General features: G+C 61.9%; 23 protein-coding genes. 9 read left to right on the top strand and 14 right to left on the bottom strand.

Going from position 1 to position 23,737, the window contains the following annotated elements; translation table 11 throughout:
- The first annotated feature begins 1 nt into the window (after position 1).
- Both rapZ and J1G34_RS04605 read left to right on the top strand, forming a co-directional pair.
- Complete coding sequence (gene rapZ, locus J1G34_RS04610) at positions 2-859, top strand: RNase adapter RapZ (RefSeq protein ID WP_065885785.1); 858 nt, start codon at positions 2-4, stop codon at positions 857-859.
- 16 nt (positions 860-875) lie between these two features.
- Complete coding sequence (locus J1G34_RS04605) at positions 876-1,148, top strand: HPr family phosphocarrier protein (RefSeq protein WP_122560664.1); 273 nt, start codon at positions 876-878, stop codon at positions 1,146-1,148.
- A gap of 37 nt (positions 1,149-1,185) precedes the next feature.
- Here the strand turns inward: J1G34_RS04605 and J1G34_RS04600 are convergent, their stop codons facing one another.
- The 6 genes from J1G34_RS04600 to pmbA form a co-directional block, all read right to left on the bottom strand.
- Positions 1,186-2,079 (bottom strand): ZIP family metal transporter, encoded by an 894-nt coding sequence (locus tag J1G34_RS04600; RefSeq protein WP_065936824.1) that lies wholly within the window; start codon positions 2,077-2,079, stop codon positions 1,186-1,188.
- 32 nt (positions 2,080-2,111) lie between these two features.
- A complete protein-coding gene (locus J1G34_RS04595) occupies positions 2,112-2,723 on the bottom strand; it encodes a superoxide dismutase (protein ID WP_065885782.1) in 612 nt (203 codons plus the stop codon).
- A gap of 1 nt (position 2,724) precedes the next feature.
- Positions 2,725-3,153, bottom strand: coding sequence for a hypothetical protein (locus tag J1G34_RS04590; RefSeq protein WP_065892644.1), 429 nt, complete (start codon positions 3,151-3,153; stop codon positions 2,725-2,727).
- Positions 3,154-3,180: 27 nt separating this feature from the next.
- Positions 3,181-4,557, bottom strand: a complete 1,377-nt coding sequence (locus tag J1G34_RS04585) for a class II fumarate hydratase (protein ID WP_065892645.1) — start codon at positions 4,555-4,557, stop codon at positions 3,181-3,183.
- Entirely contained in the window at positions 4,550-4,945 is a 396-nt protein-coding gene (locus J1G34_RS04580) for a FagA protein (RefSeq protein WP_065892646.1), read from the bottom strand. The genes J1G34_RS04585 and J1G34_RS04580 overlap by 8 nt, the downstream gene beginning before the upstream one ends.
- Before the next feature lie 146 nt (positions 4,946-5,091).
- The gene (gene pmbA, locus J1G34_RS04575) at positions 5,092-6,438 is read right to left on the bottom strand and encodes a metalloprotease PmbA (protein WP_222993446.1); all 1,347 of its coding nucleotides are present in this window, start codon (positions 6,436-6,438) and stop codon (positions 5,092-5,094) included.
- A gap of 108 nt (positions 6,439-6,546) precedes the next feature.
- Between pmbA and yjgA the strand changes: the two genes are divergently transcribed.
- Entirely contained in the window at positions 6,547-7,068 is a 522-nt protein-coding gene (gene yjgA, locus J1G34_RS04570; protein ID WP_065885777.1) for a ribosome biogenesis factor YjgA, read from the top strand.
- A 45-nt stretch (positions 7,069-7,113) separates the two neighbouring features.
- On the opposite strand, the gene tldD is transcribed toward yjgA, so the two are convergent.
- The 8 genes from tldD to mreB all read right to left on the bottom strand — a co-directional run bounded on the left by tldD (position 7,114) and on the right by mreB (position 18,297).
- Complete coding sequence (tldD, locus tag J1G34_RS04565) at positions 7,114-8,556, bottom strand: metalloprotease TldD (RefSeq protein ID WP_065892647.1); 1,443 nt, start codon at positions 8,554-8,556, stop codon at positions 7,114-7,116.
- A gap of 16 nt (positions 8,557-8,572) precedes the next feature.
- Positions 8,573-9,421: a carbon-nitrogen hydrolase family protein gene (locus tag J1G34_RS04560; protein WP_222993444.1), complete on the bottom strand. Its 849-nt coding sequence runs from the start codon at positions 9,419-9,421 to the stop codon at positions 8,573-8,575.
- A 48-nt stretch (positions 9,422-9,469) separates the two neighbouring features.
- Positions 9,470-13,285 (bottom strand): YhdP family protein, encoded by a 3,816-nt coding sequence (locus J1G34_RS04555; RefSeq protein ID WP_222993443.1) that lies wholly within the window; start codon positions 13,283-13,285, stop codon positions 9,470-9,472.
- Between the two features lie 76 nt (positions 13,286-13,361).
- Complete coding sequence (gene rng / locus J1G34_RS04550) at positions 13,362-14,819, bottom strand: ribonuclease G (protein ID WP_065885774.1); 1,458 nt, start codon at positions 14,817-14,819, stop codon at positions 13,362-13,364.
- 71 nt (positions 14,820-14,890) lie between these two features.
- On the bottom strand, positions 14,891-15,487 hold the full coding sequence (locus tag J1G34_RS04545; protein ID WP_065936828.1) for a Maf family protein: 597 nt from the start codon (positions 15,485-15,487) through the stop codon (positions 14,891-14,893).
- Positions 15,488-15,537: 50 nt separating this feature from the next.
- On the bottom strand, positions 15,538-16,026 hold the full coding sequence (gene mreD / locus J1G34_RS04540; RefSeq protein WP_065885772.1) for a rod shape-determining protein MreD: 489 nt from the start codon (positions 16,024-16,026) through the stop codon (positions 15,538-15,540).
- Positions 16,026-17,120 (bottom strand): rod shape-determining protein MreC, encoded by a 1,095-nt coding sequence (gene mreC / locus J1G34_RS04535; RefSeq protein WP_083227368.1) that lies wholly within the window; start codon positions 17,118-17,120, stop codon positions 16,026-16,028. Before mreC ends, mreD begins: the two co-directional genes overlap by 1 nt.
- Positions 17,121-17,259: 139 nt before the next feature.
- The gene (gene mreB, locus J1G34_RS04530; protein ID WP_002555108.1) at positions 17,260-18,297 is read right to left on the bottom strand and encodes a rod shape-determining protein MreB; all 1,038 of its coding nucleotides are present in this window, start codon (positions 18,295-18,297) and stop codon (positions 17,260-17,262) included.
- Positions 18,298-18,507: 210 nt separating this feature from the next.
- Between mreB and gatC the strand changes: the two genes are divergently transcribed.
- The 6 genes from gatC (at position 18,508) to J1G34_RS04500 (ending at position 23,737) form a co-directional block, all read left to right on the top strand.
- Entirely contained in the window at positions 18,508-18,795 is a 288-nt protein-coding gene (gene gatC / locus J1G34_RS04525) for an Asp-tRNA(Asn)/Glu-tRNA(Gln) amidotransferase subunit GatC (protein WP_003188556.1), read from the top strand.
- A gap of 16 nt (positions 18,796-18,811) precedes the next feature.
- Complete coding sequence (gene gatA / locus J1G34_RS04520; RefSeq protein ID WP_065883708.1) at positions 18,812-20,263, top strand: Asp-tRNA(Asn)/Glu-tRNA(Gln) amidotransferase subunit GatA; 1,452 nt, start codon at positions 18,812-18,814, stop codon at positions 20,261-20,263.
- 10 nt (positions 20,264-20,273) lie between these two features.
- Entirely contained in the window at positions 20,274-21,719 is a 1,446-nt protein-coding gene (gatB, locus tag J1G34_RS04515; RefSeq protein ID WP_065893620.1) for an Asp-tRNA(Asn)/Glu-tRNA(Gln) amidotransferase subunit GatB, read from the top strand.
- Positions 21,720-21,879: 160 nt separating this feature from the next.
- A complete protein-coding gene (locus tag J1G34_RS04510) occupies positions 21,880-22,251 on the top strand; it encodes a septal ring lytic transglycosylase RlpA family protein (RefSeq protein ID WP_065893621.1) in 372 nt (123 codons plus the stop codon).
- A 26-nt stretch (positions 22,252-22,277) separates the two neighbouring features.
- Positions 22,278-23,357 (top strand): calcium/sodium antiporter, encoded by a 1,080-nt coding sequence (locus J1G34_RS04505; RefSeq protein ID WP_065883702.1) that lies wholly within the window; start codon positions 22,278-22,280, stop codon positions 23,355-23,357.
- Complete coding sequence (locus J1G34_RS04500) at positions 23,354-23,737, top strand: carboxymuconolactone decarboxylase family protein (protein ID WP_065896475.1); 384 nt, start codon at positions 23,354-23,356, stop codon at positions 23,735-23,737. The genes J1G34_RS04505 and J1G34_RS04500 overlap by 4 nt, the downstream gene beginning before the upstream one ends.

Genomic DNA, 23,737 nt, shown 5'->3' with positions numbered 1-23,737 from the left:
CATGCGCTTGATCATCGTCAGCGGCCGTTCCGGCTCGGGTAAGAGCACTGCGCTTAACGTTCTTGAAGACAGCGGCTTCTATTGCATCGACAACCTGCCCGCCGGCTTGCTGCCGGAATTGGCGGAGCGCGCCCTGATCCACACCGAACTGGCGCAACCGCTGGTCGCTGTGTCGATCGACGCCCGCAACCTGCCCAGCCACCTCTCACGGTTCCCCGAACTGCTTGAGGAGGTGCGCGCCAAGCATATTCATTGCGACGTGCTGTACCTGGACGCCGACGAGGAAACCCTGCTCAAGCGGTTCTCCGAAACCCGTCGACGTCACCCGCTCAGCAGCGCCAACCGTTCCCTGGCCGAAGCCATCGAGGACGAAACCAAACTGCTGGGGCCGATCATCGATCTGGCCGACCTCAAGATCAACACCACCAACCTGAACCTTTACCAACTGCGCGATGCGATCAAGTTGCGATTGCTGAACCAGCCGGAGCCTGGCACGGCGTTTCTGGTCGAGTCGTTTGGCTTCAAGCGTGGCATGCCGGTGGATGCCGACTTGGTGTTCGATGTGCGCTGCCTGCCCAATCCCTATTGGAAACCGGAGTTGCGCGATCAGTCCGGGCTTGACCAACCCGTGATCGACTACCTGGCGGCACAACCGGATGTGGAAGATATGTTCCAGGACATCTCCACCTACCTGCTCAAATGGTTGCCGCGCTTTGCTGCCAGCAACCGCGCCTATGTCACCATTGCCATCGGCTGCACCGGCGGCCACCACCGTTCCGTCTACCTGACGGAGCGACTGGGCCAGGTGCTGCAACAAACCCTCAAGAACGTCCAGGTTCGCCACCGCGACCTTAGCTGAAAGGAACACCACTGCGATGCCGGCTCGGGAAATTGAAATCATCAACAAGCTGGGCTTGCACGCCCGCGCATCAGCCAAGTTTGTCGGTGTCGCCGGGCGGTTCCCCTGCCAGATCCGCGCCGGGCGTGACCCTGAATCGATGGTCGACGGCAAGAGCATCATGGCAATGATGATGCTCGCCGCAGGCAAGGGCACTAAAATCCATCTGGAAACCGAGGGTGAACAAGAGCAGGAAGCGATGGACGCGTTAGTCGAGCTGATCAACAACTACTTCGACGAGGGCGAATAACGCCTTCCTCTTGCGGGAGCGAACTGGCTCGCTCCTGCTATCCCAACGCCGTATCCATCACCATCATCAAGCAAAACCCGATGCACAATCCCAGACTGGCGAGCTTGTCGTGACCGTTGCGGCGTGACTCAGGGATGACCTCATGGGTCACCACCAGCAGCATCGCCCCTGCAGCGAGTGCCAGGCCCAAGGGCAGCAGCACTTCGGCAAGGCTCACCAACCACGCGCATAACACGGCAAAGACGGGCTCGACCAATCCCGACGCGGCGCCAATCAGAAACGCCTTGATCCGCGACATCCCCGCCCCTGCCAATACCAGCGCAATCACCAGGCCTTCCGGTACGTCCTGCAGGGCAATGCCCATGGCGAGGCTGTCGGCATCCGCCATGCCGCCGCCGGCAGAAACACCCACGGCCATGCCTTCCGGGATGTTGTGGGCAATGATGGCGAACACAAAGAGCCAGATACGCGGCGGGATCACCGGCTTATCCGGCGTGCCCACCAGCATTTCCGGGCTGGCGCCCGAGACCTTGCGGTCGACAAGATACAGCCCGAACGCACCCAGCATGATGCCGAAGCTGATCAAGCCTCCCGCCCCCCAGGGCGTGAGCCCCAGGTTTTCTGCGGCGGCAATACCCGGCACCACCAGCGAAAAGGCGGTCGCCGCCAGCATGACCCCCGCACCAAAACCCAGCAGAGTGTCGCTCAACGCCGCCGGCATACGGCGAATCACCAGCACCGGAACCGCGCCCAGCGCAGTACCGAGCGCACAGATGCCCCCGCCCTGAAGCGCTCGCAAGATGCGCGGCTCCAGGTCGAGCCAAGCCAGGCCATGAGCCACCAGCAATGCCGTACCGACTAATAGAAGCAGGGAGCCAAACGCGTAGCGAAATAATCGCACGCTGCTGATCGCCAGTGTTTCAGTGCCCATGGTCGGCCTTAGATCTTGTGATGGAGTGAATATCAGGCCAATGCAGCCTGATAGCGTGCGGCAACCTCGGGCCAGTTGATGACGCTATAGAATGCATTGATGTACTCCGGTCGTCGGTTTTGATACAGCAGGTAGTAGGCGTGTTCCCAGACGTCCAGGCCGAGGATCGGCGTATTGCCGCTCATCAACGGGCTATCCTGGTTACCGCTGCTTTCCACCACCAGGGTCTTTTGCGGGGTCACACTCAACCAAGCCCAGCCGCTGCCGAAGCGGGTCAACGCCGCCTTGGTAAAAGCCTCTTTGAAGCTGTCGAAGCCCCCCAACTGCTCGTCGATGGCCCGGCCCAGAACACCCTCGGGTTTTCCGCCACCCGTCGGCGACATGACCGCCCAGAACAGCGAGTGGTTGGCATGGCCGCCTCCCTGGTTGACCACGGCAGTGCGCAGTTTCTCCGGGAGTTTTTCAACGCTGGACACCAGCTTCTCCACCGGCCAGCCCGCAAACTCAGTGCCCTCGACCGCAGCATTGAGATTATTGATGTACGTCTGGTGGTGCTTGGTGTAGTGAATTTCCATGGTTTGCGCATCGATATGGGGTTCGAGGGCGTCAAAGGCATAAGGCAGGGCCGGCAGGGTGTAGGTCATATCAATGTGCTCCATATTGAGAGGGGGTCGGTTGCGTCGCAGCACCGCCCAGCAAACGATGGGTGCGCGGGTATTCGCCGTGATCGCTGATGAAATTCAACAGTTCGACATAGGTTTTGCTGCTCTGGCGCAGCGCTGCCTCACGCAACTGCGGACTGAGCCGTGGGTCCTGCATGGTCTGCAGCAGCCGTTGGTGAATGGCGCAGAGGTATTCCGCGCTTTCCTCAGGCTGGTTGAGACGCAGGTGCAGGTCTGCCAGGTTGTGGTGGGAGATAACGCAAGCCGCCACCGCTTCGTCGGCATCCGCCCAGCGTTCGAACAACACTTGGGCCAGGGCCAGGGCTTGCAGGTAGGCCTCACGGGCGTCAACCAGCTCGCCTGCCATAAAGCAGCGATTGGCCCGTTCGATCGTGCGTTTCCAGTGCTCCATGGTGAACCTCCAAAGCGGGGTCGATGATCACACGCCGCCTGCCGTGAGCTTTTCCGGGTCCAGCAGGACTTCCAGTTGGCTGCGCGGCAAGTCGGTGTGTTCGAGGGCGACATCGATCACCGGACGGCCCTGCTGATAAGCCTGCTTGGCGATTTCGGCGGCCTTTTGGTAACCAATGATCGGGTTGAGGGCGGTGACCAGAATCGGGTTGCGCGACAATGCTTCCTTGAGCTTCGCTTCGTTGACCTTGAAGCTTGCGATGGCCTTGTCTGCCAGCAAACGGCTGGCGTTGGCCAGCAGCTCCAGGCTGCTGAGCAGGTTCTGGGCGATGATCGGCAGCATCACGTTCAGTTCGAAGTTGCCCGATTGGCCGGCCACGGTAATCACCGTATCGTTGCCGATGACTTGCGCGGCCACCATGGCCGTGGCCTCGGGGATTACCGGATTGACCTTGCCCGGCATAATCGAAGAACCCGGCTGCAGCGCCTCCAGTTCGATTTCGCCCAGGCCTGCCAGTGGACCGGAGTTCATCCAGCGCAGGTCATTGGCGATCTTCATCAGCGACACCGCAGTGGCTTTCAACTGGCCGGAGACGGCGACGGCGGTGTCCTGGGAGCCAATCAACGCAAACAGGTTCTTGCCCGGCGTGAACTTCACCTGGGTCAGGTGGCTCAGGTGCCCGCTGAAGCGTGCGGCAAACTCAGGGTGGGCGTTGATGCCGGTGCCTACGGCCGTGCCACCCTGGGCCAGCGCCTGCAGTGCCGGCAACAGGTCCTGCAAGTGGCCGATATTGGCCTTGAGTTGCTGCGCCCAACCATTGAGCACCTGGCTCATGCGCACAGGCATGGCATCCATCAAGTGGGTGCGCCCGGTCTTGATGAACGGGTGAACCGCTTCGGCTTTTTGCTCGATCACCTGCACCAGGTGCAGCAAGGCCGGCAGCGTCTGCTCGTGCAGCACCAGCGCGGCGCTGACATGAATGGTGGTAGGAATGATGTCGTTACTGCTTTGCCCGCAGTTGACGTGGTCGTTGGGGTTTACCACCTCGCCCAGCAAGCGACTGGCCAGGGTTGCAATCACTTCGTTGGCGTTCATGTTGGAACTGGTACCGGAGCCGGTCTGGAAAATATCCACCGGGAAGTGCTGCATGTAGTCGCCTTCCAACAGACCCTGGGCGGCATCGACAATGGCCTTGCCCTGCCCTTCGCTGATTTGCTTGAGGTCGACGTTGGCCCTGGCTGCGGCGGCTTTGGCCAGGATCAGCGCGCGAACGAATTGCGCCGGCATGCGCTGATGGCTGATCGGAAAGTTGTTCACCGCGCGCTGGGTTTGCGCGCCGTACAGGGCTTCGGCGGGGACTTGCAGTTCGCCCATGCTGTCGCGTTCGATACGGGTGTTACTCATCATTTGATCCTTGCACCAGGTCGGAGAAAGAGAGGGATGGCAGCAATTGGCAGGTCGCCAACTGCCAGGCAAACGCCTGCCAGCGCTTGAGCCGGCAGGCGCAGTGGGAGAGTTTTTCCAGGTCACGCAGCGGGCGCCAGGCCTGGTCCAGACACAGGGCGCGCCAATGCCACGGCAGCGCGACATCGTTGGCGGTGTCGATGAGCAGGCGAAATGAGGTTTCGGCGATTGTCCACGGGTGCGTTGCGGTGCAACACGCCAGGTACCGCCCCTCATTGAGGTAATGTTCGATCAGGCGAGGTTCATTGGGGTCGAGCCCGCAGCGGATCTGCCGACTCATCCAGCGCCAACTTTCCAGGTACGGGTCCTCACGCAAGACAGAACTCATGATCCACACTCATCCAGTAATGATATTCATTATTAAATGATATTGAGAATCAAAACAAGAACAGTGGGTCGATCCTGCCTCACAGAGCCACAAAAAAAGGCGCGCCATCATCGAGATGGCGCGCCTTTTTGGTGAAGCGTCGCAGGTCAGCTGCCGGCGACAGTCATCCGTTCAATCAACACGGAGCCGGTGCGGATATTGCTGCGCAGCTCCAGATCGTTACCCACGGCAACGATCTGCTTGAACATATCGCGCATGTTGCCGGCGATGGTCACTTCCTGGACGGCGAACTGAATCTCGCCGTTTTCCACCCAGAATCCCGCCGCGCCACGGGAATAGTCACCCGTCACCATGTTCAGGCCGTGGCCCATCAATTCGGTCACCAGCAGGCCGCGGCCCATGCGACGCAACAGGGCCGCCTGGTCTTCATCGCCATGGGTCACGAACAGGTTATGGACGCCGCCGGAGTTGGCGGTGCTGGGCAGGCCAAGCTTGCGGCCCGCGTAGGTGCCCAATACATAAGACACCAACTCGCCTTTCTCGACGAACGGCTTGGCGTAAGTGGCCAGGCCATCGCCGTCGAACGAGGCGCTGCCCATGGCGCGCATGAGGTGCGGACGCTCATCGATGGTCAGCCATTCAGGGAACAGCTGCTGGCCGATCGCGCCTTCCAGGAACGAAGACTTGCGATAGAGGTTGCCGCCGGAAATCGCCCCGAGGAAACTGCCGAACAGGCCACCGGCCAATTCGGCGGAAAACAGCACCGGCACCTCGCACGTGGGTACCGGGCGGGCGCCCAGGCGACTGGCAGCACGCTGCGCAGCGCGCTGGCCAATGCTTACCGGGTCTGCCAGCAACTCACCCTGACGATTCACGTCGTACCAGTAATCCCGCTGCATCTGGCCATTGACTTCAGCGATCATCACGCAGCTCAGGCTGTGACGGGTGGACGCATAGCCCCCGATAAAACCATGGCTGTTGCCGTACACACGGCAACCCTGATGGGTGCTCAGCGTGGTGCCGTCGGCGTTCTTGATGCGAGCATCGGCGTCGAACGCTGCCGCTTCGCAGGTCAGCGCCTGCTCGATGGCTTGCTCGGGCGTGATGTCCCAGGCGTGGAACAGATCGAAATCCTGCAAGTCCTTGGCCATCAACGCTTTGTCGGCCAAGCCCGAGCTTTCATCCTCAGAGGTGTGCTTGGCGATTGCCAAAGCAGCGGCGACGGTCTCGCGAATCGCCTCCGGGCCGCTGGCCGACGTGCTGGCCGAGCCCTTGCGCTGGCCCACGTACAAGGTAATGCCGAACCCCTGGTCGCGGTTGAATTCGACGGTTTCCACTTCCCGCTGACGTACCGACGTCGACAGCCCCTGCTCCAGCGACACCGCTACTTCACAGGCGCTGGCCCCCTGGCGCTTGGCCTCGGCAAGGATCTGCTCGACTTGTTCCTGCAGTGCCGGTAACGCTTGCGGACCGACGCTTTGGGCTGCACTCATGGTGTTCTCCACTCAAATTCTGCTCTCGGTTAAGGCCGTCGAGCGACCGGGCCGGACAAGCGGCCCCCGACTGGTTATCATGGCGGCGTTTCTTTGCGGACTGCCACCATGGTTGATTCTTACGACGACTCCCTCGATGGGGAGAAAAGCAAAACCCAGGTCAAACGCGAGCTGCATGCTCTGGTTGACCTTGGCGAGCGCCTTACAACGCTCAAGAAAGACTTGATTGCCAAACTGCCACTGACCGACGAAATGCGTCGGGCCTTGGCCGATGCGCCTAAGCACACCGCGAATATCGCGCGCAAACGGCACATCATGTTTATCGGCAAGCTGATGCGCGATCAGGACACTGACGCCATTCTGGCCTTGCTCGATCAAACCGATGCCTCCACTCGCCAGTACAACGAACGCTTCCATAACCTGGAGCGCTGGCGTGACCGCCTGATCTCGGGCGATGACGCCGTGCTGGAAAAATTCGTATTGGACTATCCGGAAGCGGACCGCCAGCAATTGCGCTCCCTGATCCGTCAGGCCCAACACGAACAGGCGCATAACAAGGCGCCTGCCACCAGCCGTAAAATCTTCAAATACATCCGTGAGCTGGACGAGACTCAACGCGGTCTGCGCTGATCCTCTTCCCCGGGTGGCGACCTTCGCCACCCGAAGCTCCACGGCTTACGACCCCGTGCCACCCACGGTGATCGCATCGATTTTCAAGGTTGGCTGGCCCACGCCCACCGGCACCGACTGCCCATCCTTCCCGCACGTGCCCACGCCGCTGTCCAGCGACAGGTCGTTACCGACCATCGACACCTTGCTCATGGCCTCCGGCCCATTACCGATCAATGTAGCGCCCTTGACCGGTGCAGTAATCTTGCCGTCTTCGATCAAGTACGCCTCGCTGGTGGAGAACACGAACTTGCCGCTGGTGATATCCACCTGCCCGCCACCGAGGTTGGCGCAGTAGATGCCGCGCTTCACCGAGGCAATGATTTCTGCCGGATCGCTTTCACCCCCGAGCATGTAGGTGTTGGTCATGCGTGGCATCGGCAGGTGGGCATAGGATTCGCGGCGACCGTTGCCGGTGCGCGCCACGCCCATCAGCCGGGCGTTGAGCTTGTCCTGCATGTAGCCCTTGAGCACGCCGTTTTCGATCAGGGTGGTGCACTCCGTCGGCGTGCCCTCGTCATCCACACTTAACGAACCCCGGCGACCGGCCAGGGTGCCGTCATCGACAATGGTGCACAACTTGGATGCGACCATCTCGCCCATGCGCCCGCTGTAGGCCGAACTGCCCTTGCGGTTGAAGTCGCCTTCCAGCCCATGCCCTACGGCTTCGTGCAGCAACACACCGGACCAGCCCGAGCCCAGCACCACCGGCAAGGTACCGGCCGGCGCAGGAATCGCTTCCAGGTTGACCAGTGCCTGGCGCAGCGCTTCACGGGCGTAACCCATGGCGCGGTCTTCAGCGAGGAAATAACGGTAGTCGGTACGCCCGCCGCCGCCATGGCCACCGCGTTCGCGGCGACCGTTCTGCTCGACGATCACACTGACGTTGAAACGCACCAGTGGCCGTACATCCGCCGCCAGCCCGCCGTCGGTGGACGCGACAAGGATGCGCTCCCACACACCGGCCATGCTCACGGTGACCTGCTGGATACGCGGGTCGAGGGCACGAGTAGCCGCGTCAACACGCTTGAGCAGCTCGACCTTTTCCGCGCGGCTGATCACTTCCAGCGGATTATCCGGCGCGTACAACTGCGCCACGTCCTGGGTACTGAACGCCTGCACCGTGCCGTTCTGGCCCGCGCGGGAAATCGAACGCGCCGCACGCGCCGCCAGGCCCAGGGCCTCCAGGGTAATCGCGTTGCTGTAGGCAAAACCGGTTTTTTCGCCCGATTGCGCGCGAACCCCTACACCCTGATCAAGGTTGAAACTGCCTTCCTTGACGATGCCGTCTTCCAGCGCCCAGGACTCGGAAATCTGCCCCTGGAAATACAGGTCGGCCGCGTCGATCCCTGGCCCGGCCAGATCGCCCAGCACGGTTTGCAGATTTTCGATGGTCACGCCACCGGGTGCCAGGAGATGTTCACTGACTGAGGACAACAACTCGCTCATAGGTTTGGCCTTAAATTCATCGTTCTGAAGCAGGTCGCTGTGCGCCCTGCGAGAAAAAGCGCCGGTGGTTGACCACCGGCATGCGCGCCCGTATCGACGCCTGTTCACTGCTGTCGCGTTCGGCCACCAGCACCGCTTCGCCTTGATCCTGCCGGGCCAGCACGCGCCCCCAGGGATCGATAATCGCTGCGTGCCCATGGGTTTCCCGTGGCCCCGGGTGCACACCGCCCTGGGCGGCCGCCAGCAGGTAACACTGGGTTTCGATGGCCCGCGCGCGAATCAGCACATCCCAATGCGCGGCGCCGGTTACCGCCGTAAACGCCGACGGCGCACTGATCAATTCAGCCCCCGCCGCACGCAACTCGCTGTACAACTCAGGGAAGCGCAGGTCGTAACACACCGTCAGCCCCAAGCGCCCCACGGGCGTATCCGCCACGACCACATTGCTTCCGAAAGCATAGTCGTCGGATTCGCGATAGCGACCTCGGGCGTCCGCCACGTCCACATCGAACAAGTGCAGCTTGTCGTAACGAGCGACGATTTCACCGCGGTCGTCGATCAGCAGCGAGCAGGCGTTGGGCTTTGCGTCCGGTTGATCCCTGGGTGGCAACGGTATTGTGCCCGCCACTATCCATAAGGTGAGGTCGCGGGCGGTCTGTTTCAACCAGGGCAGGATCGGACCTTCACCCATTGTCTCGGCGCGACCGATATCGGCCATGTCACGGCGGCCCATGGCGGCAAAGTTCTCCGGCAGTACCGCGAGCCTGGCGCCATCCGCGGCCGCGCGTTCCAGCAGGCGGCGTGCCTGGGCCAGGTTAGCCGGCACATCACTCTGGCTGACCATTTGAATTACCGCAAAGGACATGGGCCGACACTCCGTAAAGGGCATGCGACCATGCTACTCCACAGCCTCTCAGTTTGGCTTTTCAAATGGCTTGTCGAAGGTGATTTTCGGGTCTTTCCAGGGGCCTTGCACGGTGTACTGCACACTGGCGAAGCGCGATACCCGGTCGCCGATCAACTTGTCGATCAGGAACAACGCACCGCCGATGGCCGGCGCGCCGACGATCAACGCCGCAATGGGCAGGTTGTTGGTGACCGGCAGGGTCACCAGCAACTTGGCATCGACGCGATCCGCCACCAGGTCCAGGGTGCCATTGAGTTCCAGGTTGGTGGACGGCCCGGTCATGGTGATGGGCTCACGGGTCACGAACACACCGTCACTGGCCGCCAGCAAACCCTTGACCCGGTCATAGCTCAAGCCCTTGCCGAGCAAGTCGGAGAAGTCCAGGCGCAAACGGCGGCCAATGGAATTGAAGTTAAGCAGGCCGAACACCCGCAGCGCCTGGGCGCCACCCTCCACTTCCACAAACTGGCCTCTACGGAACGCTGCGTCCAGGCTACCGGAGAACCGCTTGGGCCCGACCCAGGCGGGCGAGCCCGGCCAGCGACCATCCACGTCCAGATGAAAGTCCTCGCTGGTCACCGTGGGCGCAAACCCCCACCCCTTGAGCACGTCAGCGATATTCTTGCCGTCCAGTCGTCCTTTGTACCAACTGCTGCTGGCCCCCGGCGCGCCTTCCCAACCACCGGCCCCGTTGAGTTGCATGCCCTTGAGGCCCAGGTTCAGGTTGTTGAAGGCCATGCCCCTGGCGGTCGGGCGGATTTTCAGCGACCACGCGCCCACCAGGTCCGGGCCCTGGAACAGTTGGTCGATGGTGATATCCAGCGCAGGAATTTCCTTGGGGTCGACATCGGCCAACGGGTCCGGCGCGTTCTCGTCAGCCTGCACGGTAGGGTCCACGGCGGGCAGCTTCACGTATTGCAGGTTGACGGCAATGGGCGCGCCCTTGGCATCCGGCAGATTCACCGTGCCCTTGGCTTGCTGGCTGTCGAACTGCAGGCCCCAGGCCACGGGCTTGCGATCCAGCTGCAGTTTGACCTGGTCGAATTGAGTACCAAAGCCGGTCAGCTTGCCCACCTTGAAATCGGCGCCACTGAGCAGTTGCTTGGCACTGCCGCCCGGATCGTTACCCGCGTAACGGTTCGCGAGTTTTTTCCACGGGTCGATATCCAGTTCTGAGAGCACCCCGCGAACGCGCAGCCCCTTGGCGCCGGGTAATACCGCATCGCCATTGCCGAGGAACAATTCGCCGCGTCCATCATTGAAATTATCCGACGGCGCCGCAAAGGTGAAATTGGCCAGCTCACCGTAATCAAACCAGTAACGCCGCTCAGCGCCCTGCAAGGTCATGCGGAACGTACTGTCACGGCCCTGGCTCGCCGGCATGCCGAATGGCGCCGGCAAATCAACCGCAACGCCCTTGAGATTGGAGTCGACCATCAGCTGACTGTCCGCGCCGTCCAGGATGACTTGCAACTGGTACGGGATATCGCCGGACACCGGCAGCGGCTGGCTGATTTTCAGCCAGTCCGTGAGCCGCTTGACCGTGACCTGCCCCTTGGCGGTGACGCGGGTGCTGATGGCGCCGGGCTTGCCTTCGGCAAAAATCTGCGCGGTGATCGGGCGGTCAAACGCCTGGGCCGAAATATTCTGGCCGCTCAAGCCTTTGGCGCTGTCGAAACGGAAATCGCCCTTGAGCTGGGTCAGGTCCAGGGTGGGCTCCGCCAATTGCAGGCGCGCCTTGTCGGTCTTGAAGTCGACCACGATTTTGGGTTCGGTGCCCTTGGCCAGCGGCACATCCAGGTCCAGGCTGCCTTGCAGGTTGCCCTCGCCCTTCCAGCCCGCAAAGGTGGAGGCGGTGCCGATCGGGGCTTCCTGGAGGATTTTCAGACCATCGCCCAACCCACCGGAGAATCCGCCGGTGAGCAGCAGGTGGCTGTCTTGGCCGGCCGGCGCGTGAGGGATATTGACGTAGACGTCCTTGACCTGGGTATCGAGCAACTGACCCTTGCTGGCCAGGATGCGCACGCCGCTCTCCTCGACAAATACCTCACCCTTGACCTTGCTCACATGGGGCCAGCCCGGCTGGAACGCCAACTCGGCATCGTGCACCTTGAAGAACAGGCTGATATTGCGTGAAGCCGGCAGCGCGTTGTGGCTCAGCGAGCCCTGGTACTGGAAGAATCCTTCGTCTACCGCGCCTTTGAGGATCGCCGTGCGCAACCACTCATCCAGCGCCGGGCTCAACACGGCGGGCAGATACTTGGGGGTGAAACGACCATCGCCATCGACCATGCCGACCCGCAGGTCCATGTAGTCCTCCTGGCTATGGTCGAAATGCAGGCGAATCAGGAAGTCCGCAGCGACCTTGCCTTCCTCCCCCAGCACCTTGATATACGGTGCGATGAGCGTGAAGCCCTGTTTGTCCAGCGTCCAGGTCAGGCGCGCATTGGCCTGGATGTACTGCCAGGGCTTGGCGAAGATCGGCGACAGATGCAGGGAAAAGTCCTTGCTGTCCATGCGCAACTCGCCATGGCCCAGGTCGCCGCTGATGCTGCCGGACACATTGCGCGCGGCCGGTGCGCCGAAATACGCGTCAAAACCGACACGCTCAAGGTTGGCGGCAAAACTGACTTTCCGATCGGTGCTGTCCTGTGGGCGGAAGTCCACGAGCACATTGCGCAACAGGCCGGTGGCTTTGAGGTGCTCGACGGCCTTGGCGAAACCTTCCGGCAGCGGTGCCAGGGCATTGAGCAAGGGCGTGATGGGGGTCAGGTCGAGCCGGTCGGCCTGAAGTTTCCACACTTCCTGATCTTTATCGGTCGCCAGGTTCTGCTGCAGTTGCAGGCGTGATTCCCAGCGGGTTTCGCCGATATTCATCGCCAGCGAATCAAACAGCACCTTGAGGCCGCCGTCGCTGCGTTGCACATAAGCGGTCAGGGCGAGGTTCTCGATGTGTACCGGCTTACGCTCGGCGTAGCTGCCCTTGACTTGCGGTGAATCGAGGCGCACCACGGCGCTCTGTACGGTGCCGTTGGCCCAATTGAGCCAGAACTCACCGCCGGCCTTGAGCTGGCTGAGCTTCCATTGCTGGGTCAGCCGGGACGGAATCCACTTGGCCCAGTCGCTTTGAGGCAGGCTCAGGTAGGCCTCGACCTCGGCGTCTTTCCATTGGCTGGCGCGCATGCGGCTGCGCAGGCTCAAGGCCAGCGGTTGGCCGTCGGGTAATGTCAGGCGCGCGTCCACGCGTTGCCGGGTCGTGCCGGTGTGCAGGTTCAGGCCTACATACGTCACGGTCACCGGCGCGCGGTCGAACGGTTGCAGCGTCACCTGGCTGTCGAGCACCGATACGCGCTTGACCATTTGCATGCGGGTGAGCAGTTGCTCCGGGTCCAGTGGCTGGTCGTCCTGTATGGGCAAGCCTTGCAGCGCCCAGCGACCGTCCTTGTCTTCCTTGACGCTCAACTGCAAGCCGCTGACTTGCAGGTGGGCGATGCGCACTTCACGGGCCATCAGGCTGGCCCAGAGGTCGGGCACCACCTCAACCTGGTCCAGCCGCAACGCACTGCTGCCCTCACCGACCATCACGTCATGGGCCAGCAGTATTGGCGCAAATCCGCTCCAGCGGCCTTCGAGGCTGCCAATATGCACAGGCATCTGTACGGCAACCTGGGCCTTGGCTTCGACTTCAGCGCGGTATTCGGCCACCAGCGGGGTCAATTCACGGCCCAGGCTCACGTACACCGCCGCCACTACCAGCAGCAACGCACACAGGCCCAGTCCCCAACGGGTCAAAGCGGCAAAAAAGCGTATCAGACGCTCCATGTCAGGCGACCCTCAAGGCAGTGGTCGGACCGCAGGTCTGCGCCTGTCGGTCTCGAAAAGAGAAAGCGAATGGGGATCAGAGCAGCACCACGTCGTATTGTTCCTGGGAGTACATGGTTTCGACCTGAAAACGAATGGTGCGCCCGATAAAGCCCTCCAGTTCAGCGACGTTACCCGACTCTTCATCCAGCAGGCGGTCTACCACTTTCTGGTTGGCGAGCACTCTATAACCTTCGGCCTGGTAGGCGCGTGCTTCCCGTAGAATTTCGCGGAAAATCTCGTAGCAAACCGTTTCCGGGGTCTTCAATTTGCCGCGGCCCTGGCAACTGCTGCAGGGCTCGCACAGCACTTGTTCAAGGCTTTCGCGGGTGCGCTTGCGGGTCATCTGCACCAGGCCCAGCTCGGTGATGCCAATGATGTTGGTCTTGGCGTGGTCGCGCTCCAGCTGCTTTTCGAGGGTGCGCAGGACCTGGCGCTGATGCTCGCCATCTTCCATGTCGATGAAGTCGATGATGATGATGCCGCCCAGGTTGCGCAGGCGCAGTTGGCGCGCAATCGCGGTGGCCGCTTCGAGGTTGGTCTTGAAGATGGTTTCTTCGAGGTTGCGGTGGCCCACGAACGCGCCGGTGTTGACGTCAATGGTGGTCATGGCTTCCGCCGGGTCCACCACCAGATAACCGCCGGATTTGAGCGGGACCTTGCGCTCCAGGGCTTTCTGGATTTCGTCTTCGACGCCATACAGGTCGAAGATCGGCCGCTCGCCCGGATAGTGCTCCAGGCGGTCGGCAATTTCCGGCATCAGCTCGGCGACAAATTGTGTGGTGCGCTGGAAGGTTTCCCGCGAGTCGATGCGAATTTTCTCGATCTTCGGGCTGACCAGATCGCGCAAGGTACGCAACGCCAGGCCGAGGTCTTCATAGATCACGCTGGGCGCGCCGATGGTCTGGATCTGCGCCGCGATCTGGTCCCACAGCCGCCGCAGGTAGCGGATATCCATCAGGATTTCATCGGCGCCTGCGCCTTCGGCGGCGGTGCGCAGGATAAAACCACCGGCTTCCTTGATGCCTTCGGCGGCCACGCAGTCGCTGACCACCTTCTTCAGGCGCTCGCGCTCGGCCTCATCTTCGATCTTGAGGGAAATCCCCACATGGGCGGTACGCGGCATATACACCAGATACCGCGAAGGAATCGACAGTTGAGTGGTGAGCCGGGCGCCCTTGGAGCCGATGGGGTCCTTGGTGACCTGCACCACCAGGCTCTGCCCTTCGTGCACCAGGGCGCTGATGCTTTCCACCGCCGGGCCTTCGCGCAGGGAGATTTCCGAGGCATGGATAAACGCGGCGCGGTCCAGGCCGATGTCGACGAAGGCCGCCTGCATGCCCGGTAATACGCGTACCACCTTGCCTTTATAGATATTGCCGACGATCCCGCGCTTCTGGGTACGTTCCACATGCACTTCTTGCAGAACACCGTTCTCTACCACCGCCACGCGCGATTCCATCGGCGTGATATTGATCAGAATCTCTTCACTCATGGCTGGGTCTCGTTCAGGCGTTTTCACAATAGTGACCGACCGCTAATGGCTTGGCGCGAAAGTAGAAGCGCTCAGCACGCGTTAAGGTTTTGCCAACAGGGTATGCCGAATTGGCCCAGCAGTTGCGCGGTTTCGCACACCGGCAGGCCGACCACGGCGGAATAGCTGCCATTGAGCCCGCTCACGAACACCGAGCCAAGCCCCTGGATAGCATAGCCGCCAGCCTTGTCCCGGGGTTCGCCGCTGTGCCAGTAGGCCGTCGCTTCTTGGACAGAAATGTCGCGAAAAATGACTCGGCTGCTGACACACCGGGTTTCACAGCGCTGGCCGTCGGTCAGGGCAACGGCCGTGAGGACTTCATGCTCACGCCCTGCCAGGGCCATCAACATGGCCAAGGCATCGGCCTGATCCACCGGCTTGCCAAGGATCTTGCCATCGACGATAACCGCCGTGTCGGCGCCCAATACGCAGATGCCTATGGTTTGCTCGAGCGCAGCCAAACCCGCCGCGGCCTTGCTTCGCGCGAGGCGCTCGACATAAGCCACAGGGGTTTCGTGTGTGAGAGGCGTTTCATCGATGGCGGCGCTGACCACGGTGAAAGGCACACCGATCTGGGTCAACAACTCACGTCGCCGCGGGGAGCCCGAGGCCAGATAAAGCATATTCACTGCAGACTCTCCCTGTAGGGTTCGATAACCAGGCAGAGCCTCGCAATCCATCAATTGATTTTATAGCGACGACGTAACCCACGCAGGCCGAAACTGACCCAGGGCCACAGCAATGCGCTGACCAGCGCCGGCAACACCAGTGCCAGGGTGGGCTGGCGATTGCCGGTCAAGGCACTGAGCCAGAGTTGAACGAGCTGCGCCAGACCGAAGATCACCAGGATCACCAGGCACTGCTGCCACATCGGGAACATGCGCAAGCGCTGCTGCAACGACAGCACCAGGAACGTAATCAGGGTCAGGATCAGTGCATTCTGGCCCAGCAAGGTGCCATAGAGCACATCCTCCGCCAAGCCCAGGCACATCGCCGTGACCATGCCCACTTTGTGCGGCAGGTTCAACGACCAGAACGCCAACAGCAGGGCCAGCCACAGCGGCCGCAGGATTTCCATGAATTGCGGCAGCGGTGAAACGCTGAGCAGCAAGCCGATGGCAAAGGTCAGCCAGACAATCCAGCCATTGCGCGATTGAGTGCTGGCCATTATTCCTCCCTCTGCCGCGTTGTGGCCGGGGCGGTGGTCGCGGGCCTCGCGGCAGGCGTGGTGGTCGCCGCCGGTTTCGCCGGGCGGGCGTTGTGTGCAGCGGGCTTGGCCGGCGTGGCGACAGGTGCTGCGGTGGCGGGGACGGCCGCAGGCGCGGGCGGTCCCACGAACGCCGGTTTCGGCACGGTGGCAGGAATCACGGGGGCGGTGCCGTTCTGCTTGTCTTCCGCCTCCTGAGCCTGCGCCGCGTCATTGGCGCGCTCTTCCGGCGTGCGGTTGTCGCTGAACACCAGCAGCAGGTAGCGGCTGCGGTTCAACGCGGCAGTCGGGACGGCACGCACAATGGCAAACGGCTGGCCGGAATCATGGATGACCTCCTTGACCGTGGCCACTGGGTAGCCGGCCGGGAAGCGCTGGCCGAGGCCGGAGCTGACCAGCAGGTCACCCTCCTTGATATCAGCGGTATCGGCTACGTGCCGCAGTTCAAGGCGTTCCGGGTTCCCGGTGCCGCTGGCAATGGCGCGCAAGCCGTTGCGATTGACCTGCACGGGGATGCTGTGGGTGGTGTCCGTCAGCAGCAGGACGCGCGATGTGTAGGGCATCAACTCGACCACCTGGCCCATCAGGCCACGGGCATCGAGCACCGGTTGGCCGAGCACCACGCCGTCACGCTCGCCCTTGTTGATGATGATGCGATGGGTGAAGGGATTGGGGTCCATGCCGATCAACTCGGCCACTTCGACCTTTTCGTTGACCAGCGCGGAGGAATTGAGCAACTCGCGCAGCCGAACGTTCTGCTCGGTGAGGGCGGCAAGCTTTTGCATGCGGCCCTGCAACAGCAGGTTTTCGGTCTTGAGTTTTTCGTTCTCGGCGACCAGTTCGGTGCGGCTGCCGAATTGGCTGGCCACGCCCTGGTAGAGACGTTGCGGCAGGTCGGTGATCCAGTAAGTCTGCATCAATACCAGCGACATCTGACTACGCACAGGCTTGAGCAGCGAAAAGCGCGCATCGACCACCATCAGCGCGACCGAAAGCACGGTCAGCACCAACAAGCGCACGCCCAATGAGGGGCCTTTGGCAAAGAGCGGTTTAATAGGCCGCTCCTCCCAGGCAAATGTTCTCTTTATTCATACGGCATCAAACCGGCCTGGATGCAGATTGAAGAAGATAAACGCCAACAGGCAGCACTGCAAAGTGCTGCCTGCCGACCCAGCATGAACCGTCCAGGCGATCTTATTCGCTGGAGAGCAGGTCCATGGTGTGTTTATCCATCATTTCCAGTGCACGACCACCGCCACGGGCAACGCAGGTCAGCGGGTCTTCGGCGACGATCACCGGCAGGCCGGTTTCCTGGGCCAGCAACTTGTCGAGGTCACGCAACAAGGCGCCACCACCGGTCAGTACCAGGCCACGCTCGGCGATATCGGAAGCCAGTTCCGGCGGCGACTGCTCCAGGGCGCTCTTCACCGCCTGGACGATGGTGGCCAGGGACTCTTGCAGCGCTTCCAGCACTTCATTGGAGTTCAGGGTGAACGCGCGTGGTACACCTTCGGCCAGGTTGCGACCGCGAACATCGACTTCGCGAACTTCGCCGCCCGGGTAGGCAGTACCGATTTCCTGCTTGATGCGCTCGGCGGTGGATTCGCCGATCAGGCTGCCGTAGTTACGACGCACATAGGTGATGATCGCTTCGTCGAAGCGGTCGCCGCCAACGCGTACGGATTCGGCATACACCACACCGTTCAGGGAAATCAGGGCGATCTCGGTGGTACCGCCACCGATATCCACCACCATCGAACCGCGCGCTTCTTCAACCGGCAGGCCGGCGCCGATTGCGGCGGCCATCGGCTCTTCGATCAGGAATACTTCGCGGGCACCGGCGCCAAGGGCCGATTCACGGATGGCACGACGCTCCACCTGGGTGGATTTGCACGGAACGCAGATCAGCACACGAGGGCTGGGCTGCAGGAAACTGTTTTCGTGAACCTTGTTGATGAAGTACTGCAGCATCTTCTCGCAGACGCTGAAGTCGGCGATCACGCCGTCTTTCATCGGACGAATGGCAGCAATATTGCCTGGTGTACGGCCGAGCATGCGCTTGGCCTCGGTGCCAACGGCAACGACACTTTTCTGATTACCATGGGTCCGAATGGCCACAACCGATGGCTCATTCAGAACGATACCGCGCTCGCGCACGTAAATAAGGGTGTTGGCAGTGCCCAGGTCAATGGAAAGATCGCTGGAAAACATGCCACGCAGTTTCTTGAACATGGGAAAGGGACCCTAGGCAACGCGTGGGTAAAAAAGTGCGGCAAACTCTAACAACGACAGGGATTTTGGGCAAGGCGCCAATGTGCTAAATTGGCCGACTTTCTGTGCACCAACCCCCACAATCGCGGCCATATGACCGTAGAAATGCGGTAGTGTTCCGACAATCTAACACACGGACGCCTTCCGTTCTGTTTTCCACTGGAGAATCCCATGGCGCTTGAACGCTCCGACGTGGAAAAAATCGCGCATCTGGCCTCGCTTGGCCTCAATGACGCCGATCTTCCACAGACCACCGCAGCCCTGAACAGCATTCTCGGGCTGGTTGACCAAATGCAGGCCGTCAATACCGACGGCATCGAGCCCCTGGCTCACCCGCTGGAAGCCAGTCAGCGCCTGCGCGCAGACGTCGTGACCGAGCGCAATAACCGCGAGGCCTACCAGTCCATCGCGCCAGCGGTCGAAAACGGCCTGTACCTGGTTCCGAAAGTCATCGACTAAAGGGAAAGAGCCTTTCATGCATCACATGACTCTGGCCGAGATCGCCCGCGGTCTCGCCGACAAAACGTTTTCTTCCGAAGAACTGACCAAGACCCTGCTGGCGCGTATCGCCGAGCACGATCCCAAGGTCAACAGCTTCATCAGCCTCACCCAGGAGCTGGCCCTGAGCCAGGCCAAGGCCGCCGACGAGCGGCGCGCCAACGGTGAAGACGGCGCACTGCTGGGCGCCCCGATCGCCCACAAGGACCTGTTCTGCACCCAGGGTATTCGCACCAGCTGCGGCTCGAAGATGCTCGACAACTTCAAGGCGCCCTACGATGCGACCGTGGTCGCCAAACTGGCCGCCGCCGGGGCCGTGACCCTGGGCAAGACCAACATGGACGAGTTCGCCATGGGGTCGGCCAACGAGTCGAGCTACTACGGCGCAGTGAAAAACCCATGGAACCTGGATCACGTACCCGGCGGTTCCTCCGGCGGCTCGGCTGCGGCCGTGGCCGCACGCTTCCTGCCCGCCGCGACGGCAACCGACACCGGTGGTTCGATCCGCCAGCCGGCCGCCTTCACCAACCTCACCGGCCTGAAGCCGACCTACGGTCGCGTTTCCCGCTGGGGCATGATCGCCTACGCCTCGAGCCTCGATCAGGGTGGCCCGCTGGCGCGTACCGCTGAAGACTGCGCAATTTTGTTACAAGGCATGGCAGGCTTCGATAAACAGGACTCCACCAGCATCGATGAGCCGGTACCGGACTACAGCGCCGGCCTGAACGAGTCGATCAAGGGCCTGCGCATCGGCGTGCCAAAAGAGTATTTCAGCGCCGGCCTCGACCCGCGTATCGCCGACCTGGTGCACAACAGCATCAAAGAGCTGGAAAAGCTCGGCGCGGTGATCAAGGAAATCAGCCTGCCGAACAACCAGCACGCGATTCCTGCCTATTACGTGATCGCACCAGCGGAAGCGTCCTCCAACCTGTCGCGTTTCGACGGTGTGCGCTTCGGCTATCGCTGCGAAAACCCCAAGGACCTGACCGATCTGTACAAACGCTCCCGTGGCGAAGGCTTCGGCAGTGAAGTCCAGCGCCGGATCATGGTCGGTGCCTATGCCCTGTCCGCCGGCTACTACGACGCGTACTACCTCAAGGCGCAGAAGATCCGTCGCCTGATCAAGAACGACTTCATGGCGGCCTTTGAAGAAGTCGACGTGATCCTCGGCCCGACCACGCCGAACCCGGCCTGGAAGATCGGCGCCAAGACCGGCGACCCGATTGCCGAGTACCTGGAAGACCTCTACACCATCACCGCCAACCTCGCGGGCCTGCCGGGCTTGTCCATGCCCGCCGGTTTCGTCGATGGCCTGCCGGTCGGCGTGCAATTGCTCGCCCCGTATTTCCAGGAAGGCCGCCTGCTCAATGTGGCGCACCAGTACCAGTTGCACACCGACTGGCACACCCGCACCCCTACCGGCTTCTGAGGAGAACACTATGCAATGGGAAGTTGTGATCGGGCTGGAGATTCATACCCAGCTCGCCACCCAATCGAAGATTTTCTCCGGCAGCGCCACCACGTTCGGCTCCGAGCCCAACACCCAGGCGAGCCTGGTGGACCTGGGCATGCCCGGCGTGCTGCCGGTGCTGAACCAGGAAGCGGTACGCATGGCGGTGATGTTCGGCCTGGCGATTGACGCCCAGATCGGTCAGCACAACGTGTTCGCGCGCAAGAACTACTTCTACCCGGACCTGCCCAAGGGCTACCAGATCAGCCAGATGGAGCTGCCGATCGTCGGCAAGGGGCACCTGGACATCCCCCTGGAAGACGGCACCATCAAGCGTGTCGGCGTGACCCGTGCGCACCTTGAAGAAGACGCCGGCAAGAGCCTGCATGAAGAGTTTCCCGGCGCCACCGGTATCGACCTGAACCGCGCCGGCACGCCGCTGCTGGAAATCGTCTCCGAGCCGGACATGCGCAGCGCCAAGGAAGCCGTGGCCTACGTCAAGACGATCCACGCACTGGTGCGCTACCTGGGCATCTGCGACGGCAACATGGCCGAAGGCTCGCTGCGCTGCGACTGCAACGTGTCGATCCGTCCCAAGGGCCAGGCCGAATACGGCACCCGCTGCGAGATCAAGAACGTCAACTCGTTCCGCTTCATCGAGAAGGCGATAAACAGCGAAGTGCGTCGCCAGATCGAGCTGATCGAGGACGGCGGCAAGGTCATCCAGCAAACGCGCCTGTACGATCCGAACAAAGACGAAACCCGCGCCATGCGCAGCAAGGAGGAAGCCAACGACTACCGTTACTTCCCCGACCCGGACCTGTTGCCGGTGGTGCTGGAAGATTCGTTCCTCAACGATATCCGCGCCACCCTGCCGGAGTTGCCGCAGCAAAAACGCGAACGCTTCCAGGCGCAGTTCGGCCTGTCGGTCTACGATGCCAGCGTCCTGGCCTCCAGCCGTGAACAGGCCAACTACTTCGAGAAGGTCGTGAGCATCGCCGGCGACGCCAAGCTGGCGGCCAACTGGGTCATGGTCGAACTGGGCAGCCTGTTGAACAAACAGGGCCTGGAAATCGACGAAGCGCCGGTCAGCGCCGAGCAACTGGGCGGCATGCTGCTGCGCATCAAGGACAACACCATCTCCGGCAAGATCGCCAAGACTGTGTTCGAAGCGATGGCCGCCGGTGAAGGCAGCGCCGATGACATCATCGACAAGCGTGGCCTCAAGCAAGTCACCGACAGCGGCGCGATTTCGGCGGTGCTCGATGAAATGCTCGCGGCGAACGCCGAGCAAGTCGAACAATACCGTGCGGCGGACGAAGCCAAGCGCGGCAAGATGTTCGGCTTCTTTGTCGGCCAGGCGATGAAAGCGTCCAAGGGCAAGGCCAACCCGCAACAAGTCAACGAGCTGCTCAAAAGCAAGCTCGAAGGCTGATAGCGCAGAACGGTCCGAGTGGGGTTTCATGCTCGACTCGGACCCATGTGGGAGGGGGCTTGCCCCCGATGAGGGTGTGTCAGTCGGCACATGTATTGACTGCTGCACCGCTATCGGGGGCAAGCCCCCTCCCACATTTGTCAGGGGGATATCCAAAAAAATGAAGCGTCTACTCGGCCTGCTGGCCCTGTCTTCCCTGCTGACCGGTTGCGCCAGCGGCCTCATCGACCCCAATGGTTATGACGAAACCGGCACCGCCTCCTACTACGGCGCCAAGCACCACGGCAAACGCACTGCCAGCGGTGAAGCCTTCAACCAGAACGCCATGACCGCCGCCCATCGGCGCCTGCCCTTCGGCACTCAGGTCAAGGTGACCAATCTCGCCAACAACCGCTCTGTGGTGGTCCGTATCAATGATCGCGGTCCGCATGGCCGCGGGCGCCTGATCGACCTTTCACGCAAGGCCGCCGAGCAACTGCGTATGCTGGGCAGCGGCACCGCACGGGTGCGCGTGCAAGCCCTGAACAACTGATCGAGGCCGCCTTGAGTATTTTCGGATTGAACGCCCTCTCGCCCTGGAGCCTGCTCGAACTGGTCAGCGGCTTGCTGCTGCTGATCGTCGGCGCTGAAATCCTGGTGCGTGCTGCGGTGCGCCTGGCGGCCAGCCTCAAGGTGCGGCCCTTGATCATCGGCCTGAGCATCGTCGCCTTCGGCAGCAGCGCGCCACAGATGGCCGTCAGCCTGCAAGCCACCCTGGCCGGCAACACCGATATCGCCGTGGGCAGTGTGATCGGCAGCAGCATCTTCAATATCCTCGTCACCCTGGGCTTGTCTGCGTTGATCATTCCGTTACGGGTCTCACGACAACTGGTGCGCCTGGATATCCCGGTGATGATCGTCGCCGGCCTGCTGGTGTTCATCCTCGCCGCCAATGAGGCCCTGACGCCGTTTGACGGCCTGGTGCTGCTGGTTGCGCTGGTGGCCTACCTCGGCGTGCTGCACTACCAGACGCGTCACTCGCGGCGTCCGCGAACGCTGGCCACCGTGACCCGGGCGCCCTGGCTGAGCAGCGTGCTGTTGATGCTTGGCGGGTTGCTCGTGCTGGTGCTGGCCGGGCACTTGCTGCTGGGTGCGGCCGTGGCGGTGGCGAGCGACCTGGGCTTGTCGGAGCGCATTATCGGCCTGACGTTGATCGGCGTCGGCACCTCGCTGCCCTGCCTGGCCACGTCGCTGATCGCCGCCTTGCGTGGCGAGCGTGAGATTGCCGTGGGCAATGTGATCGGCAGCAACCTGTTCAACCTGCTGGGCGTGCTGGGGTTTACCGCGCTGGTGGCACCGTCGCCGCTGTCGGTCTCGCCCAATGCCCTGGACTTCGACCTGCCGGTCATGCTCGGCGCCATCACCCTGTGCCTGCCGGTGTTCTATACCGGCTACCGCGTCACCCGCGCCGAAGGGCTGGTGTTGCTGGGGCTGTACCTTGCGTATGGGCTGCATGTGATGGCATTTACTACCGGCATGCCGCTGGCCACCCAACTTGAACAATTGATGCTGTTTTACGTCTTGCCGGCGCTGGTGGTGGTGCTGTTGTTCACGTCGCTGCGCGCCTGGCACCGTCAACACAAGAGGGAATCGCAATGACCGGTCAGAAAAAACCAGGGGTTGAAATGCGTCGCCAGGTGATGGGCGATGCATTCGTCGACCGTGCCCTGGGCAATGCCACCGAGTTCAGCCAGCCGCTGCAGGACTTCGTCAATGAACACGCCTGGGGCAGTGTGTGGAATCGCGAGGGCTTGCCGCTCAAGACGCGCAGCCTGATCACCCTCGCCGCCCTGACCGCGCTCAAATGCCCGCAGGAGCTCAAGGGCCATGTGCGCGGCGCGTTGAACAACGGCTGTACGGTTGAAGAGATCCGCGAAGCGCTGCTGCATTGCGCGGTGTATGCCGGCGTACCGGCGGCCATTGATGCGTTTCGCGCGGCGCAGGAAGTGATTGAGGCGTATCAGGCGGACCAGCCGTAA

This window comes from Pseudomonas sp. Wu6, from assembly GCF_019891515.1.
Taxonomy (GTDB): Bacteria; Pseudomonadota; Gammaproteobacteria; order Pseudomonadales; family Pseudomonadaceae; genus Aquipseudomonas; species Aquipseudomonas orientalis_A.
Note: the sequence above shows the minus strand (reverse complement) of the source record. Positions and strands in the feature narration are given on the sequence as shown.